Source organism: Flavobacterium columnare, from assembly GCF_014844295.1.
Taxonomy (GTDB): Bacteria; Bacteroidota; Bacteroidia; order Flavobacteriales; family Flavobacteriaceae; genus Flavobacterium; species Flavobacterium columnare.
Genome location: NZ_CP054494.1, coordinates 2548061 through 2565682 on the forward strand (window position 1 = coordinate 2548061; position 17622 = coordinate 2565682).

Here is a 17622-nt window from a genome sequence, read left to right on the forward strand (position 1 = left end):
TTTCTTGATTGATAATGTTATTTACTAAAAAAAAGACTAGTAAAAAAATATTAAGTATTTATATAAAATATTAAAAAAAGAAAGGTTTATTAAGATGGTTTTTATTTATTCTTATTAATAAATCATAAAGAGATAAAATTATAAAAATGAAATTAATAATTGACAGCGGCTCGACTAAGGCAGATTGGACTGCAATAGATGAATTAGGAAACATTTTATTTTCTACACATACACAAGGTTTAAACCCTGAAATTTTAACAGAAGCAGAAGTTTTAAAACGTTTAACGGATAATTTAGAGTTAACGAAAAACAAGGATACTGTTTCTTATTTATACTTTTATGGAGCAGGATGTGGAACGGATCGTATGAAAAGTTTTCTTAGCTCTATTTTTGAAAAATATTTTTTAAATGCAAAAATCAATGTCTACGAAGATACTTACGCAGCTGTATATGCTACAACTTTACAAGGAGAAAAAGCTATTGTTAGTATTCTTGGAACAGGATCTAATTGTAGTTATTTTGATGGCCATCTATTGCATCAAAAAGTGCAATCATTAGGCTATATTATAATGGATGATTGTTCAGGTAATCGTTTTGGACGTCATTTATTAAGAGCATATTATTATAATAAAATGCCTAAAAAATTAGTCGAAATCTTTGAAAGTTCATACGACCTAGATGCAGATGTTATTAAGCAAAACTTATATAAAGAACCTAATCCAAATGCTTACTTAGCATCGTTTACAGAATTTTTAATAAAATACAAAAATGAACCATTTTGTAAACAAATTATACAAGAAGAAATAGAATGTTTTATAGAAAACAGTATCAAACAGTTTGATGATTATAAAGAACTATCTAATCACTTTATAGGATCTGTTGCTTATTTTTTACAAGATGAAATTAAGTCTGCTCTAGAAAAACACACTATGAAAGTAGGTAAAATTCTACAAAGACCAATAGATGGATTAATAGCATACCATTTACAAACGAATTAAAAAATATGGAAATAGCACTAATTGCCCATGACGGAAAAAAAGCAGATATGGTTCAATTTGTAAATCGAAATTTAAATCTACTTTTAAAAGAAAATATAAAAGTTATAGCAACAGGTACAACAGGTGGTAAAGTAGAGGCAACAGGAATTAAGGTAGAAAAACTTTTAAGTGGTCCACTAGGAGGAGATGCACAAATAGCAGCTAGAATTGCAATTGGAAAATGTAAAATGGTTTTGTTTTTTAAAGATCCAATGAGTAGTCATCCGCATGAACCTGATATTAATATGCTTATAAGAATTTGCGATGTACATAATGTGCCTTTAGCAACTAATGAAGCAACCGCACAGTTATTATTAGATGCAATAGCCAAGTAGGAGAATTGTACTCATAAAAGTATAATTATATTCCTATTTCATGTTTTTTCTAAAAAAAAGTTTTATATTGTTATGGTTCCTTACCAGTAGGATGTGTTACTGTTTAAAGTTAGGTTTGCAAAATAAATCGACTTTTTAGTGACTTAATACGTAATCTATAACCAATAAAATTTGTGTTTATGAATAAAATGATTCTTTTGTTTAGTTTTCTTGTGCTGAATTCAATGTCTGCTCAAAAAAAGAAACCTACTGACAATACAGGTGCTAATCTTTTACTAGCTAAAAATGGAGAAGCTAGTGTTGTTTTTAATAAGAAAAAAGATTTGTATTTAATTGTATTAAAAGATAGTATGCTTTTATCTAAAAGTAAGCCAGAACTTATACCAAATACAATCAAAGTTAATCCATTAAAAGTTAAAAACAACACGTTTTATCATGTAAATTGGAAAGCTATAGAAAAAAAAGAAACAACGATACGTAAAGAATTAGCAACTCTAAATGAAAATCAAATTTGGAATCCTATAAATAAAACACTTTTACTAGCCAATACCGAAAAGACGGTAGATATAAAAGAAATAGAATATTTAGATAGATTAAAGACTACTTCGCAGACTATTTCTAAGAAAAGAAATGAAGGATATTTATTTAGTTTATTATCTAATGGCGATTTTAGTTTAAGTAATAAGTCAATAATGACTAAATATAGTTATAATGACAAGACAAATAAATACGAACCTATTAAAAGATAAATTGTATTTAGGGGTAGAAGGTATTATTTGCCTTACGAATTTTAGAGTATATACCTAATATAAAGTGATTTTTAGAAATAACATCCATTCTACACAAATTAAAAAAGAGGGTACATATAATTACACTCCCCTCAAAATGCACTGCCCCAAAAAGTTAGATACTGTTTTGGGGTACTTTTAAAAATGAGTGTTAGAAAAGAGACATTGTATTAAAAACCTTCGAAAACACCTAATCCAAATAAAGCAAAGTCATATTTTACAGGATCTTTAGGGTCTAACAAACGTAAATTAGTGTCTAATTCATGCAAAGCTTTAGCGTTATTTTGTTTACGATTTAAGAGCCCTAATTTTCTAGCTACATTCCCTGAGTGTACATCTAAAGGACATGATAAGGCAGATGGAGAAATTTTTTTCCAAAGACCAAAATCAACACCAGTAGAATCTTGTCTACACATCCAACGCAAAAACATATTAATTCGTTTGGCGGCTGAGTTATTTAAAGGGTCTGAAAGATGCTTTTGAGATCTTATGGTATGTGGAATTTCAAAAAAAACTTTTTTAACTTCACTGATTGCTTTTTGCGTAGAGTTGTTTTCAGTATGTTTAGAAAAGAGATTTTCTAATCCTTTATGGTGTAAATAAATATGTTGGAGACTTTTAATAAATTGTATAAAATCCTGCCCATTAAAAGTCCTGTGTACAAATGATTCAAGTTTGTTAAGTTGTGCAGAATTGTGATTGAGAATAAAATCATAGGGAGAATCACCTAATAAACTCATCATTTTTTGTGCATTTTTTATAATCATTTTTCGATTTCCCCAAGCTATAGTAGCAGTTAAAAAAGCAGCTATTTCAATGTCTTCTTTGATACTAAATAAATGAGGTATTTGTATAGGATCACTTTCTATAAAATCGAGACGATTATATAAATCTACTTTTTCATCTAAAAAGCTTTTTAATTCTGTAAATTCCATTTTAATCAAGAACGACTTCTATATCATGAATATCCTTAATATTACCATCTACAATTGTTATTTTTCGATCAGCCATATCAGCTAGGTCTTCATTGTGAGTAACAATTACAAAAGTTTGATTTAGTTCATCACGAAGTTTAAAAAATAATTGATGCAGATTCTCTGCTGTTGTGGTATCTAAATTACCAGAGGGTTCATCTGCAAAAATTATTTTAGGTTTATTTATCATGGCTCTAGCAACCGCAACACGCTGTTGTTCCCCTCCAGATAGTTCCATAGGTTTATGATTTATTCTGTGTTCTAAACCTAAGTAAGTTAATAATTTTTTAGCTTCATTTTCTACTTCTGTTTTTTTTCTTTTAGCAATATAACCAGGAATACAAACATTTTCTAATGCAGTAAATTCAGGCAACAGTTGATGAAATTGAAAAATAAAACCAAGGTTTAAATTTCTAAACTTTGACAGCTCTTTATCACTCATTTTTAATACATCTTGACCATTAATTTCTAAAGAAGAACTAAGATTAACGCCTTTTCTGTTTTTAAAACTAGGTTGATCTAAAGTACCTAAAATTTGTAGCAAAGTAGTTTTTCCTGCTCCAGATGCACCAACTATTGATACAATTTCTCCTTTTTTAATCTCAAGATTTACTCTTTTTAAAACTTTTAGCTGTCCAAAGTATTTATGAATATTAGTGGCTTTAATCATTACTAAGTATTTCCACAAATAAACAAAGAATTTTATTGAACTTCAAATAAAGTTTTGTTAAGCTTCATATACGGTATTGACATTGTATATTAACATAACATATTAACATTCTATATAGATATTGTGTTTCTTGGTGTTAGTTAAATTAAAGTGTGTTTTGTTTTTTTTGGTTAAATAAAATAATATCAATGGTTTTTAATTCGGTATTGTAAAAAAATGTTTTAATTTTGTATGCTTACATACTAAATTAAACAAATGAAAAAAATCGTAATTTTTGGTTCTGGCGTTACAGGACTTAAATTGGCTCATGAGCTAATTAAAACAGGAAATGAGATTACTGTTTACGAAACAAAAGATCAGCCTGGAGGAAAATGTATTGGTACTTTTGAAAATGGTTTACCAACAGAACTCACACACAGGCAAATGTTTGCCTCTAATATGAACTTCATTACTACGTTAAATGAAATAGAATATGAGGGGAACAACTTATTAAAAAATATTGAACCTATAAATAATGTTCAGTTTTACTGGGCAAAAGAAAGAAAGTTTATGGATTTTAATAGAAATTTTTTTAATTTTTTAGAGCAATTAATAGACAACTTAAAATCTGCAAATTCCTTGTTTTTCTCAGGTGTCCCTCTAAAAGATATTTATTGGTTTAGATCTAAATTATTAGTAAATAAAATAGATAAAGAGACTCTAAATATGCCTTTACGTGAATATTTAGAATTTGATAAAAGACCCAAACTTGCAGTTTTTATTCTTAAAATTATATCTACCTGGATAGGAGGTAATGGCAATACCAAGACTGGAGATTTCCTATTATTATTTAATTATAAAAATTTATCAAAAAAGAAAGTATATACTCAAACCAATACAACAAGTATTACTCTCAACGGACCTATATCGGATTCATTGATACAACCATGGTATGACTTTTTAAGAAAAAAAGGAGTAACCTTTCATTTTAATGAAGGAATTAAAAAATTAAATATTAGTAATGGAAAAGCTTTGAATGCCGTTTCTGAAAAAAATAATATCATTGAAGCGGATGCTTTTGTCCTAGCAATCCCACCTAAGCAAGTTATAGAAATGCTGCCTAAAATTGCAGAAAGATTATCTGTTAGTTATATAAAAAGTCACGGTTTTCAATTTCATTTCAAAGAAGTTCCCGATTTGTTTTTAAATAAAACCATTGGAATTATTGCTGATTCTGCATGGGGACTAAGTTATAAATTGTACCATACTAAAAAATACGCACATAAGGAGTTTTCAAACGGGGTTAAAGTTACCATTTCAATTACAGCTACAAAAACCGAAAAAGAAAGGGGACCATTGTATAAAAAACCTTTAATAGAATGTACCATAAAAGAAGTAGAAGAAGAACTATTATTTCAAATGGGACTACTAAAAAAAGATATGTGTAAAGATATGATGTATGGAAATTTAAATATAGGTGTAGGAGCAAAGTATCTTGAATACACAGAAATAAATCTTGAAGAATATAAAGACTGGCATCATGGTCCAATAATTAAAGAAGATAATGGCAATAAATATTTTTGGGCATTTGAAAACGAATTAATAAATCCAGATTATAACAACAAGGTAGGAATTAATTCTTTTAATTGTAATAATGTTTTTATATCAGGAGAATGGATTAATGACGAAAATCAAGTATGGACAGTTCCTTCAACAATTGAAAGGTGTATGGAAAATGCAGCAATCTGTTCTAAAATTGTAAATAATTATTTAGTAGAAGCATAATAAATATTTAACATATTTATGTACAAACTAATATGATTTATTAGGTGTAATTATTGTTTTTTACGTACTTTAAGTAGTTCGAAAATAAAAAGAGGTGTTGTCTAAAAATACTTCATCTTCAATAAAAATTATTTTAAAAAACAACATGCTTTTTTAAAAAATCTATAAAATATTTTATGAATTGAGGAGATTCGTATAATTAATTACACCTAATAAATTATAAGCCTTCTAGTATTTTGTTGTTTCATTTTGCAAACACATTTAACGAAATATGATAAAAGAAAGATTAATTTAAAAGAAACAAAATGACCTCATTATCAAATAAAAAATACCAACTCTGTACTACCTCATTATTTTTCCTTTTAAGCTTATTATATTGTTTTTTTATTCAATATATAATTCAAAAAAGCGTTTATTATGAGGTTTTTATCAGTTTACTTTTTCCATTACTAGCTATTCCTTTTTTTAATAAAGAAAATTTAACATCAGAAATTAAAAGATTACTTATACTAGAAACCTTTTTTAACCTAATATGTATCACTTTAAAATTCAACACATTTTTTAAAATAGAAATGCTTGTTTTTGATCTATTATTTGCCGTATTCTTTGTTTTTCAATCAGGAGGTTTTTTAGTTTCCTTACTCATTAAAAAAACTTATTACAACTTAATACCTACCATTGCACTAACAATAGGACTTTTTATATACTATTTTAGATGTACAGGTACAATACTTTCTCCAGATAATAAAATTCTTATTTATGGATATGATGCACCCCTTGAATTACAATTTATTTATTGCTCTTGGTTAATAGGAGTGCTGTTAATAGATAGTAATTCATTATTGCCTAAAGCTACCGTATTAATAGTGCATTTAGCCTCATTTATTGTAGCTTTTCAATCCAATGAATTCTTTCATTCAAGAATGGCAACAGCGTGTCACCTTTTTGTTTTAAATTCTATATTCGTATATAAATCACAAAATTGGATAAATAAAGATTTTGTATCTATAGATTTCCTAAAAACAACTCTCGATAAACCTAAAAATTACAAAGTTTTATCCATAATAATAAGCATTTCGTCAGTGTTTTTCTTAATGCGTTTAATTTTAATATGAGTTAAAAAAAACTCCATTATAAACTTAAATTAATAAAAATAGATAATAGATAAAGATTTTTTCAACTGATAGTACAAACTTTTACAGTCTATGCAAAAGAATAACCTTCATGCAACTTTGAAAGAATCACTTTAGAATAAAAGGGGGATAAAAGCTAAAACCAATTCTTTTGAGCTAACAAGGAAAATACAGAAAATAAATGATAAATTCATTTTAATAAAAGACCATCGTATTAAAAACGGAATAATTTCGTAGTTTTATCATTTTGTAATTTAGATAAAACACAAACAAATTAACCTGTTTTAGAAAGCCCCAAGGCTAAAACTAAAAGACGGTACTCATTATTTATAAAGAGCATAAAAAATTAATATTTTTATATTTGATGATACTATTTTTTGTTTAGCATTCTGAGTGAAAAATGTAAATACAAAAATAAAATCTGTAAAAAGTAAAAAACGAAAGATTGTATCCGTATTTTAAAAAAAGAACTTAAGAGTAAAACAAAAGGATCAAAAAGAAAAGTTAATATTAATTATTTATGTTTTATCCTAATATATAATTAAAAAACAAGTGATACAAAAAAACAAACAAGCAACCACAGGAAAATTAATTATAAGTATCATAATGGATCTTATAGGGTATTTTAGTTACTTATTTCCTGGAGCAGGTGAGTTTATAGATTTTTTTTGGGCTCCTTTTGCTGGATTTGTAATGAGCTTATTGTATAAAGGAACAGTGGGCAAAATTGCGGGGATTTTAACTTTTATAGAAGAAATAACCCCTGGTTTAGATTTTATTCCATCCTTTATAATTACATGGTTTTATGAATACTATCAAGATCAAAAAGAAGGAAAATAATTTAGAATAGACAAGCTTTTAATCAATAGATATGCAATTGTAAAATCTTAAGTTTTAAATGTTTTATATTCATGAAATCGCCATAAATTAGTAACCTGAGTACGTAATATCTATTACTGAAATTTGACGCTATAGTTGCCACTGAAAAACAAAATTCAAACGGATGAAAAACAAAATTCTTCTATTAACAATTTTCTTTACAATAAACCATTTTTCTCAGAATAATAAGAAATTGATTGTACAGGATACCTCTTTTGTTAATATAAATGAGTATTCAGAGGATTTAGTTTTGGATATGAAGTATGCTACAAAAGACAACTTTTTAAAAAATAAAGTATATGATTGTGATGCTTGTTATCTACGATATAAAACAGTAATGCAATTAATAAAAGCAAATAAAGAATTTAGAAAAAAAGGATACCATATAAAACTATTTGACTGCTATCGTCCTTTGAGTATACAAAAAAAAATGTGGCAAATAGTTTCCAATCCTAATTATGTAGCAAATCCAGAAAGAGGATCTATCCATAATAGAGGAGGAGCAGTAGATTTAACCCTAGTAGATAAAACGGGAAAAGAAGTAGATATGGGAACTGTATTTGATTATTTTGGAAAGGAATCATCACATACTTATACCAATCTATCTAAAGAAGTGCTAAAAAATAGAAAGTGGTTAAAAGAAGTAATGAAAAAGTACCACTTTGAATCTTTAGAATCAGAATGGTGGCATTATAGTTTAGAAGGCGCGAGACACTATCCATTATCTAATTTTAGTTGGAAATGCAATTAAAGGCAGAGGATACATTAGAAATTTATTACAGATAAAAATAACTTTGAATCTAAAAAAATATTCCTTTTTTGTCCTTGATATAGTAACGCGATAGCTTCGATAAAAAATCGTGCATTTTAACTTTCTTTGCCCTTTTTCTTTTCATCACAAAGTCCAACGCATAATCTGGATTTAATTTTCGTTTCTAAATTTTTTCACAAAGTAAAATAATTTTATTGTTATCTAAATCAGTTGTAAAAAAAGTATACAAATTACCTCCTTCCTTTATCTTCCATTTTTTTCGAATTGTTTCAACCGTTTCTGGAAAATTACGAGTTGTAATATTAGCTTTTTTGCCTTCTAAATATTTTTTAATTTCTATTTTAGTGTACGGGATGTTTTTAATTACTTTAAACCGTCTACCAGGAAACTTAATTCGCTCATTATTTGTATACAAATGCGAAAAAGAATGTAATTTGTTAACAGGAAATAAATGACAAATATGATCAAATGCTCCTGATTTCATGATAGCGCTATTAGGTTCATATAAAAAACTTTGGACCTTAGAGTACTCACAATTAAAAGGCTCTTTTCCCCATATAAACTCTACAATTTCATTTTCTTCCTTAGTAATATTAATGGTCTTTATTAAAACAGGATCGCTATATCCTTTTTCAACGATCCAAAGAAGTTCCTTTACCTCATTTTGTAAGGCTACAATATGAATTTCTTTTACATTTCGTAATTCAGATAAACCTGCTGATAGGTCTAGAATTGGAGCCGTTTTTATGAGTATGTGTTTTGTGAATTTAAAATAAAAATCTAAATAAAAAGGAACATTCGGTAGGCAGTCTTTTAGCAAAAAAACTTTTCCTTTTGCATCATTTCTTCTAGAGGGGTCTATGTAAATCCAGTCAAAATGTTGATTCAGTTTTTCTAAAGTGTCATGACTATTGCCAAGATAACAATCAATATTACTAGCTTGAAGATTGTTGAAATTATGTTTAGTGATTTCGTGTAAATCAGTTTTAATTTCGCAATGAATTAAGTGATTAAAATTTTTAGAAAAGTAATAATCATCCACACCAAACCCTCCTGTAAGATCAATAAGCGTCTTGCCGCTAATAAGTGAAGACTTGTATTGAGCTGTAATTTCTGATGAAGTTTGTTCTATAGATAATTTATTCGGAAATACAATATTTTTTTGATAATACCACGTAGGGAGTTTTTCTTTTGCTTTAGCTTTAGAGGCTATTTGATTTAGAATTTCGTTCCAAGGTATTTCAGGAAAAGGGTTTTTCATTAACGCTACTTTTGTGAAATTTAGCATTAGCGAATTTTCTATAAATTCTTGTACTTTAGGAGCTAATAAATCAAAATTCATTATAATTTTTTTGTAAGAGAATGGATGAATTTATTATTAGGAAAAAATTCTTTTCCAATTACTTTCAGTATGGTATATGATGGGACAGCAATGATCATTCCTGTAATTCCAAATAGAAAACCAAAAATTAAGATTGCTAAAAATATTTCCAAAGGATGTGAGTTTGTACTATTTGAAAAAATAATAGGTTGACTAAAATTATTGTCAATAAACTGAACAATGAAAAAACCTATTAAAATGTATAAGGCGTGATATAGCATTTCGGCATTAATGCTGCCATTAAAACTGCCCAGTAAAGCTAGGGTAACAGCTAAAATACTAGCTATGAGAGGCCCTATATAAGGGATGATGTTTAAAACAGCGCAAATGAATGCTATAATAAAAGAATTTTCTACATGAAAAAAGAATAAGACCAAAAAATAAAGGATAAATACAATTAAAAGTTGTAGCAATATGCCACTAAAGTATTTTAATAATAAAAAATCTATTTTTTCAATAGATGCTATTATTTTTTCTTCATGCTCATCAGGTAAGATGTTTCTGAATAAACGTAGGAAAATGGCTCTTTCTTTTAAAAAGAAAAAAGTAATAAAAAAACAAGAAGCAACCCCCATTCCGAAATTACTGATTGCATTGATGAAAGTATTAAGAAATTCACTCAAAAAATGAAAGTTAAGATACTTTGTTAGGTTACTTTTATTAAGTATTTGATCTGCTTTAAAACCTTTGGTATTTAAGAACGATTCTAATTGAATGATTAAGTGTTCTACTTGTATAGATAGTGTTTTGCTGTCTAGTAATGAAATATGGGTGGCTTGACTGTTTATTAATGGGATAAACATTAGGAAAAAACCTGATATGATAATTCCAAAAAGGAAAAGAGTTGCTAGTACAGCTAAGGTATTTTTAAATTTTAATCTTTTTCTAAAAAAATTAACGATAGGGGACCCGATCATGGATAGTAATAATGAAATTACTAGGTAAATAATAACTGTTTTTATTTTGTAAAGAAAATAGAGTGAAATAGTTATAGCAACTAAAGTAATGACGGCTCTTATAATTCCATTGGCAATAGTTTTGCTTTCCATGTTTTCTATCTTTTTGAAACGAATATATAAAAAAAATCCTGAGAAACAACCTCAGGATTTTAATCGTATTAAAATTTGAATTTCTTATGGTTGAGCAAAAGAGTTTCTTGCTCCTCCAGAAGCAAATACAGCTAAAGCTCTTGATTTTTGTCCTTGAGAGAACATATACATTCCTCTGTCATCTGTGTAGTCCATGTAGTTCATGTACATTTCAAGTGGAGTACCTGTACAAGTAGATCTATGACCTACAGCAGGAACACCTGAATTTGGAGCGTTGTGAACTGGAGTATCAGCTACTAAGTCAGATCCACAAGTAGCATCTCCCCAGATATGACGTAAATTAATCCAGTGACCTACCTCATGAGTAGCTGTGCGTCCTAAGTTGAATGGGTAAGTTGCTGTTCCTGTATTTCCTGTATATTTAGAATCTAAAACTACACCATCGGTAGCTGAAGAACCTCCAGGGAACTGAGCATATCCTAAGATTCCTCCTCCAATTGTACAAACCCAAATATTTAATTTAGTTGTAGGAGAAGTAGGGTTGATCCCACCTTGAGTTGATTTTTTCATAGCATCAGCTGTTCCCCAAGATGTTTTTGTAGTTGATTTTCTTATTACTTGATCTAATACAAAACGGATTCCCAAGCTTCCGCTTCTTACGCTTGCATAAGGATTGTTTGTTGTGTTGTAATCTGTATTAGTTGCCGAAAAGTCTTGGTTTAAAACATCAATTTGAGATTGTAATTGAGTTAATGAAATATTTTCTGTTGTAGTTCTGTATAACACGTTAAAAACAACTGGTATTTCAATGATCCCATTTACTAATCTTCCTGATTTAATGATTTCAGAAGTTTGTTTTTCAATAGCACTCATTCTAGATGCTAGTCCTGGGTCTTCTTGCATTTGTCTTTCTAAGACTGTGTGAGAAGCACATCCTCTGTGAGCAGAAGCGTCAACTGGATTGTTAGTGGTACTGTCTTCTTTTTGGCAAGAAAACATCATTAAAGCAGCAGAAGCTGATAATAATAATTTTTTCATAATTTGTTTTTTGTTTGGTTTGATTAATAATAAATTTTTTAATTCGTTGCTAAATTAATGGTATTTTTTTAAAAAGCAAATTAATTTTGATAAAAATGTATTTATTTTGAAAAAAAAATAAGTTTAATGTAATTTGTGTTTTTGTATATTTTTGACTATTAAATTTTATTTATTTCTTTTTTTGTTTCATTGTTGTGATTAAATTTTATTTTAAAAGAATGAACAAAGCAAAGGTTTCTTGTTAACCATTGTTAAGAATGTATTTATTGAATAATAAACGCATAACATAGGCGTTTTTAAATTATATTTAGTAGAAAGTACTAAATTTGAATTACAAAAGATATTCTATGCGTCAATTACCTTTTTTTATATTTCTCGTTCTTTTTTTAGAAAGTTCGTATGTGTTTTGTCAACAATCTGAAATTTATACCAACCCGCTTAGTTCCTATCAAAAAGGAATTAATCTTTTTAAAAATAAGAACTATCTGGCTGCTCAGTATATTTTTGATAGAGCACAAAAAAATCTTGAATTTGAAATAGCATCAGATTGTGCTTTTTATAGCGCAGTTGCTTCCTTGCGGTTAAAACAAGAAAGTGCAGATGAACGGATGTTGCAATTTATAAGAGAATACCCTACAAGTGCTAAAATGAATTCAGCCTATACGGAACTAGCAACTTATTTTTTTGAAAACGGTAGGTATGCCTACGCTTTAGAATATTTTGAAAAAGTAGATGAATCTGCTTTAACACAGGATGAACTAGAAAAATATTATTTCTATCGCGGTTACACATTTTTTACAACCCATGATAAAAAATCAGCAAAACACTATTTTAATCGAGTGATCCATTCTAGAGAATACAGTTCAAAAGCTAAATATTACCTAGGATTTTTAGCCTATGAAGGAGATCAGTATGAAGAAGCAAACAGATATTTTGACCAAGTGGGTAAAGAGGATAAATACAACGAAAAACTTTCGTATTTTCAGGCTGATATGGCCTTTAAATCAGGTGTTTTTGAAAAAGCGGTTGATTTAGGAATTAAAGCAATGGCTCAGTCAACTCCAGAAGAAAAATCGGAACTCAATAAAATTATAGGTGAAAGTTATTTTAATTTAAAAGAATATGATAAAAGTATTCCCTATTTAAAAGAATATCAAGGAAAAGAAGGAAAATGGAGTAATACTGATTTTTATCAGTTAGGATATGCATTTTACCAAAAGAAAAGTTATGATGCAGCTATAAATTATTTTAATAAAATTATTGAAGGAAATGACTTAGTTGCTCAGAATGCGTATTATCATTTAGGCGAAAGTTATTTGAAAACAGATAGAAAGCAACAAGCGTTGAATGCTTTTAAAAATGCTTCTGAAATGATTTTTGATAAAAAAATTCAAGAAGACGCGTATTTAAATTATGCACGTTTGAGTTACGATATAGGAAATTCTTATCAAACAACTCCAGAAATTTTAACCAATTTTTTACTAAAATATCCTAATACACTCCATAAAATTGAAATTGAAAATCTATTGGTTACTTCCTTTGTAACTTCTCATAATTATAAAGAAGCATTAGTATTACTTGAAAAAAATAAAACCTTAGGAAATCGTTCAGTTTACCAAAAAGTAGCTTTTTATAGAGGTCTAGAACTAGCTGTTGAAGGAAACTATACGGCTGCTTTAGATCTGTTTAAAAAAGCGATAAACGAACAAGAGAATCCTATTATTACCATCCGTGCAATTTTTTGGAAAGCAGAGAGCGAGTTTGCTCAAAATGATTTTTCGAACGCTTTATTGAGTTATAAACAATTTGTTGGTTTTTCAGCATCAAAAGAAACAACCGAAAATAAAAATATAGATTATAATATAGCCTATACTTATTTTAAACTAAAAGAATACGAACAAGCATCAAAATTTTTTCAAAAATATACAGAAAATCCCAAAGATGATAAAGCACGACTAATAGATGCGTATTTACGACTAGCAGATTGTTATTTCGTAACCTCTAAATACAATCTAGCTATTGAAGCCTACGATAAAGCCATAAACTTAAAAGGATTCGATACAGATTATGCAAGTTATCAAAAAGCCATTTCGTATGGTTTTTCGGGTAAAAATGATCGAAAAATAATAGAACTGAATACTTTTGTTAAAAAATTTCCTAGCTCACAATACCGCGATGACGCACTTTATGAATTAGCAAATACATATACAACAACAGGGCAATCTGCTAATGCTATAAAAATGTATGACCAGTTAGTTGCCGAGTACAAAAACGGGCGTTATGCAGCAAAAGCTATTTTGCGTCAAGGGCTTATATTTTATAATGAGGATAAAGACGATTTAGCCTTGTTGAAATTTAAAAAAGTGGCACAAGATTATCCTAAAACAGAGGAAGCTAACGAATCGGTTCGTACGGCTAGACTAATCTATATAGACAGAGGACAGGTACAAGAATATGCGAGTTGGGTAAAAACTTTAGATTTTGTAGAAATAAATAATGCTGAATTAGATCATGATGCTTGGGAAGCCATAGAAAAACAATATGCACAAGAAAACAAAGAACAACTACTACTTAGTTTAAAAAGTTATATTAATACTTTTCCTAATGGAACTCAAATAGTAAAAGCACATTTCTATTTAGCAGAATTATATTATCAAAAAGGATTAGCAGATCTTTCTACTTCTAATTACGAATATTTAGTGTCAAAATCAAGAAACGAATATACAGAACAAGCACTTACTCGTTTGTCAGAATTGTTTTTAAAAAAACAAAATGAAGAACAAGCTATTTTGTATTTAACTCGTTTGGAAAACGAATCTGATTTTCCGCAGAATAAGATTTATGCACAAGCTAATTTAATGAAGATTTATTACCAAAAGAAAGACTACAATAAAGCGGTAACTTATGCAGAAAAAATACGAGCAAATCTAAAAATAGAAGCAAAACTTAAAACGGATGCTCAGATTATTATAGCACGTTCTGCTAGAGAAACAGGAGATGAAAACAAAGCAAAAGAAGCTTATGAAAACGTTCAAAAAACAGCTAAGGGCGAATTAATGGCAGAGGCTTTATATTATGATTCATTTTTCAAAAACAAAGAAGGTAAATTTGAACTATCCAATGCAGTCGTACAAAAAATAGCAAAAGAATATTCGGGATATAAATATTATGGTGCTAAAAGTTTAGTAATTATGGCAAAGAATTTCTATGGGCTAAAAGATAGTTACCAAGCAAGCTATATTTTAGAAAGCGTTATTAAAAATTTTAGCAATTTTGAAGACGTACTCAATGAGGCTCAAGAGGAATTAAATAAAATAAAAACAGAAGAAGCTAAAACCAATTCATCTATAAAGCGATAGTTGTTACAAATTCTATAATTCTGAATTAAAGATGAGCAAAAGAAAAAGTAAAGTATTGTTTTTACCATGAATTTAAAATGAGTAAACCATACTATACTGGTATTTACCTTTAAAAAAACAAACAGATGAATAAAATCAATATATACAGAATAATTATTTTTGGAATTTTTTTTCAAAATGGATTCGCTCAAAAAAAAGAAGATACAATAGGTACGGAAGTAATAAATGTAATAAAGCCATACACACCCACTATTTCAGATGCTTTTAAACTAAAAGAAGTGCCTCCTGTAAATGAAACAAAATCCTTTCCAAAAGAAACCATTAAATATCAGATTTTTTCATTTCCTGTAGCATCTACTTTTGTCCCTTCTAAAGGCAAAGCAGTATTGATAGAAAAAAGTAAACAAGAGAAATTATGGGCTAATTATATATCAGCAGCTTATGGCAATTATAATACCCTCTACTCAGAGCTTTTCATTACCCATGATATAGATGATAATCAATATTTAGGAGGAACTGTTCGATACCAAGGCTCAGGAGGAGGAATTTCTGATCTACCACTTAATAATGGATATGCAGATCTTATATTAGGTGGTTTTTATAGTTATACATTTGATAAAAATCTATTAAAAGTTGATGCCTCTTATAATAAAGAAGGATACAATTGGTATGGTTTGCCTTTAAAGAATCCTAACTTCAATTGGACCCATTTTAATCTCATAAAACCTCAACATATTTATAATACATTCAAAGCAGATGCTGAATTAATAGTTGCTAAAAGTTTTTTAAATAAAATAAATATGCGCTATATCGGATTTTCAGATGATTATAATTCAAAAGAAAATAGGTTTATAGCAACACCGCGTTTTAATTTTGATATAAATCAAACAGATTTTAAACTTAACTTTAACTTAGATTATGTTAATACCTTTTTTGATAAAAGCTTTCAAATAAATCAAAACAACCAAGGCAAAGATTTATCTATACAACAATCCTCACTCATTTTTAGCGCACATCCTAGTGTTACTTTTAAAAAAGATGATTTATCTATAGATTTTGGTGCTGAATTAACCTATTTAGCTCGATTAAAAAATAATTACTCAGGAATAGATCAAGGAACTCAATCAGGTTTTTATTTCTACCCAAAAATTTACGCCTCTTATAAAGTTGTGGGTGATCTAATGGTAGCAACTGCTGGAGCAGAAGGAGGATTGGAACAACAAACCTATCAAAAATTTGTGAGTCAAAATAAATTCTTTTCTCCTACTTTAGACTGTCAACCCAGTGATCGTCAATACGCGTTATTTGTGGGGCTAAATGGAAAATTAGCTAATACAGTTTCTTATCATTTAAAAGCAACTTATGAATCGGTAAAGAATAAAGCTCTTATTGTTAGTAATCCTTATTTGTCCAATCCTACAGAAAATTATAGCTATGGTAATTCATTTAATATAGTATATGACGATCTTAAAAATAGTACTTTTTTTGGAGAACTAAAAGCCGATGTAAATAAAGATATAGCATTAGGGATTAATACAACATTTAATTTCTATCAAACAGCCCATCAATTAGAAGCGTGGAATTTGCCAATTATAAAAGTTGGTTTTTTAACAGATTTTACGATCACAGAAAAATGGTATGCAGGAACCCAATTATTTTATGTAGGTGAACGCAAAGACCAGTTTAAAAACCTTACCCGTTTTACTTATCCCGATTCCGTACAAAATGTAGAAGCTTATTTTGATATCAATGCAGATTTAGGTTATAAACACAATGATCGTTTGACATTTTTTATAAAAGGCAATAACCTAGCCAATCAAAATTATCAAAGATGGTTAAATTATCCCGTACAAGGCATACAAATAATGGGAGGAGCAAATTATAAGTTTGATTTATAAAAGAAATTTTAAAGGTATAAACCAAGTTCTTCGATAACAAATATATTTTATTGTAATTATCGTTATTTTGTCCCCTAAAAAATATAAGTTAAAATGACACTAAAACAACAAATTCATACCCAATACCTTCAAATACTTCAAGATAGAATAGATGTTTTTCAAGACATGATTACAGATCTAGCCGAAGATGCTTCAAATGATGCCAAAGGATCTGCAGGAGATAAACATGAAACCGCTTTATCTATGATGCACCTCGAACAAGAAAAATTATCTACTAAATTACGCGAAGCAATTCAATATAAAGCTATTTTAGAAAAAATAGACACATCACAAAAACATAAAAATATTGGTTTAGGAAGCCTTGTAAAAACAAATCAGCTAACTGTCTTTGTCAGTTGTGCCTTACCCAAACTAACACTAAACGATCAGGTTGTTTTTGGAATCTCCCCCAATTCCCCTTTAGCAGAAAAGTTAATAGGACAATCAGTAGCCCATCAATTTGATTTAAATGGTACCTTATATCAAATTTTAGAAGTTCATTAGTA

At 28.6% G+C, this 17622-nt stretch carries 15 protein-coding genes; 10 read left to right on the plus strand and 5 right to left on the minus strand.

Going from position 1 to position 17622, the window contains the following annotated elements; all coding sequences use genetic code 11:
• Positions 1 to 146 precede the first annotated feature (146 nt).
• The 3 genes from HUE53_RS11110 to HUE53_RS11120 all read left to right on the plus strand — a co-directional run bounded on the left by HUE53_RS11110 (position 147) and on the right by HUE53_RS11120 (position 2121).
• A complete protein-coding gene (locus HUE53_RS11110; protein ID WP_014165427.1) occupies positions 147 to 998 on the plus strand; it encodes a hypothetical protein in 852 nt (283 codons plus the stop codon).
• Positions 999 to 1003: 5 nt separating this feature from the next.
• A complete protein-coding gene (locus HUE53_RS11115) occupies positions 1004 to 1372 on the plus strand; it encodes a methylglyoxal synthase (protein ID WP_065213459.1) in 369 nt (122 codons plus the stop codon).
• A gap of 179 nt (positions 1373 to 1551) precedes the next feature.
• Positions 1552 to 2121, plus strand: coding sequence for a hypothetical protein (locus HUE53_RS11120; RefSeq protein WP_192188491.1), 570 nt, complete (start codon positions 1552 to 1554; stop codon positions 2119 to 2121).
• A 209-nt stretch (positions 2122 to 2330) separates the two neighbouring features.
• On the opposite strand, the gene HUE53_RS11125 is transcribed toward HUE53_RS11120, so the two are convergent.
• Positions 2331 to 3095, minus strand: coding sequence for a TIGR02757 family protein (locus tag HUE53_RS11125; RefSeq protein ID WP_065213460.1), 765 nt, complete (start codon positions 3093 to 3095; stop codon positions 2331 to 2333).
• 1 nt (position 3096) lies between these two features.
• Positions 3097 to 3804, minus strand: a complete 708-nt coding sequence (locus HUE53_RS11130) for an ABC transporter ATP-binding protein (RefSeq protein WP_014165423.1) — start codon at positions 3802 to 3804, stop codon at positions 3097 to 3099.
• Between the two features lie 255 nt (positions 3805 to 4059).
• On the opposite strand from HUE53_RS11130, the gene HUE53_RS11135 reads away from it, so the two are divergent.
• From HUE53_RS11135 to ddpX, 4 genes are all read left to right on the plus strand, one after another.
• Complete coding sequence (locus HUE53_RS11135; protein ID WP_192188492.1) at positions 4060 to 5568, plus strand: FAD-dependent oxidoreductase; 1509 nt, start codon at positions 4060 to 4062, stop codon at positions 5566 to 5568.
• A 305-nt stretch (positions 5569 to 5873) separates the two neighbouring features.
• A complete protein-coding gene (locus HUE53_RS11140) occupies positions 5874 to 6683 on the plus strand; it encodes a hypothetical protein (protein WP_014165421.1) in 810 nt (269 codons plus the stop codon).
• Between the two features lie 570 nt (positions 6684 to 7253).
• A complete protein-coding gene (locus HUE53_RS11145; protein ID WP_014165420.1) occupies positions 7254 to 7541 on the plus strand; it encodes a hypothetical protein in 288 nt (95 codons plus the stop codon).
• Between the two features lie 163 nt (positions 7542 to 7704).
• On the plus strand, positions 7705 to 8331 hold the full coding sequence (gene ddpX / locus HUE53_RS11150; RefSeq protein WP_077225125.1) for a D-alanyl-D-alanine dipeptidase: 627 nt from the start codon (positions 7705 to 7707) through the stop codon (positions 8329 to 8331).
• A 184-nt stretch (positions 8332 to 8515) separates the two neighbouring features.
• On the opposite strand, the gene HUE53_RS11155 is transcribed toward ddpX, so the two are convergent.
• The 3 genes from HUE53_RS11155 to HUE53_RS11165 all read right to left on the minus strand — a co-directional run bounded on the left by HUE53_RS11155 (position 8516) and on the right by HUE53_RS11165 (position 11820).
• Positions 8516 to 9694, minus strand: coding sequence for a THUMP-like domain-containing protein (locus tag HUE53_RS11155; RefSeq protein ID WP_014165418.1), 1179 nt, complete (start codon positions 9692 to 9694; stop codon positions 8516 to 8518).
• Positions 9694 to 10782: an AI-2E family transporter gene (locus tag HUE53_RS11160; RefSeq protein ID WP_065213463.1), complete on the minus strand. Its 1089-nt coding sequence runs from the start codon at positions 10780 to 10782 to the stop codon at positions 9694 to 9696. The genes HUE53_RS11155 and HUE53_RS11160 overlap by 1 nt, the downstream gene beginning before the upstream one ends.
• A gap of 84 nt (positions 10783 to 10866) precedes the next feature.
• Positions 10867 to 11820, minus strand: a complete 954-nt coding sequence (locus tag HUE53_RS11165) for a zinc metalloprotease (RefSeq protein WP_065213464.1) — start codon at positions 11818 to 11820, stop codon at positions 10867 to 10869.
• Between the two features lie 347 nt (positions 11821 to 12167).
• Between HUE53_RS11165 and HUE53_RS11170 the strand changes: the two genes are divergently transcribed.
• The 3 genes from HUE53_RS11170 to HUE53_RS11180 all read left to right on the plus strand — a co-directional run bounded on the left by HUE53_RS11170 (position 12168) and on the right by HUE53_RS11180 (position 17620).
• Positions 12168 to 15179 carry a tetratricopeptide repeat protein gene (locus HUE53_RS11170; protein ID WP_014165415.1) on the plus strand — a complete coding sequence of 1004 codons (3012 nt, stop codon included), beginning with the start codon at positions 12168 to 12170 and terminating at the stop codon, positions 15177 to 15179.
• 125 nt (positions 15180 to 15304) lie between these two features.
• On the plus strand, positions 15305 to 17077 hold the full coding sequence (locus HUE53_RS11175; RefSeq protein WP_192188493.1) for a porin family protein: 1773 nt from the start codon (positions 15305 to 15307) through the stop codon (positions 17075 to 17077).
• 93 nt (positions 17078 to 17170) lie between these two features.
• Positions 17171 to 17620: a hypothetical protein gene (locus HUE53_RS11180; RefSeq protein WP_014165413.1), complete on the plus strand. Its 450-nt coding sequence runs from the start codon at positions 17171 to 17173 to the stop codon at positions 17618 to 17620.
• The last annotated feature ends 2 nt before the right edge of the window (positions 17621 to 17622 follow it).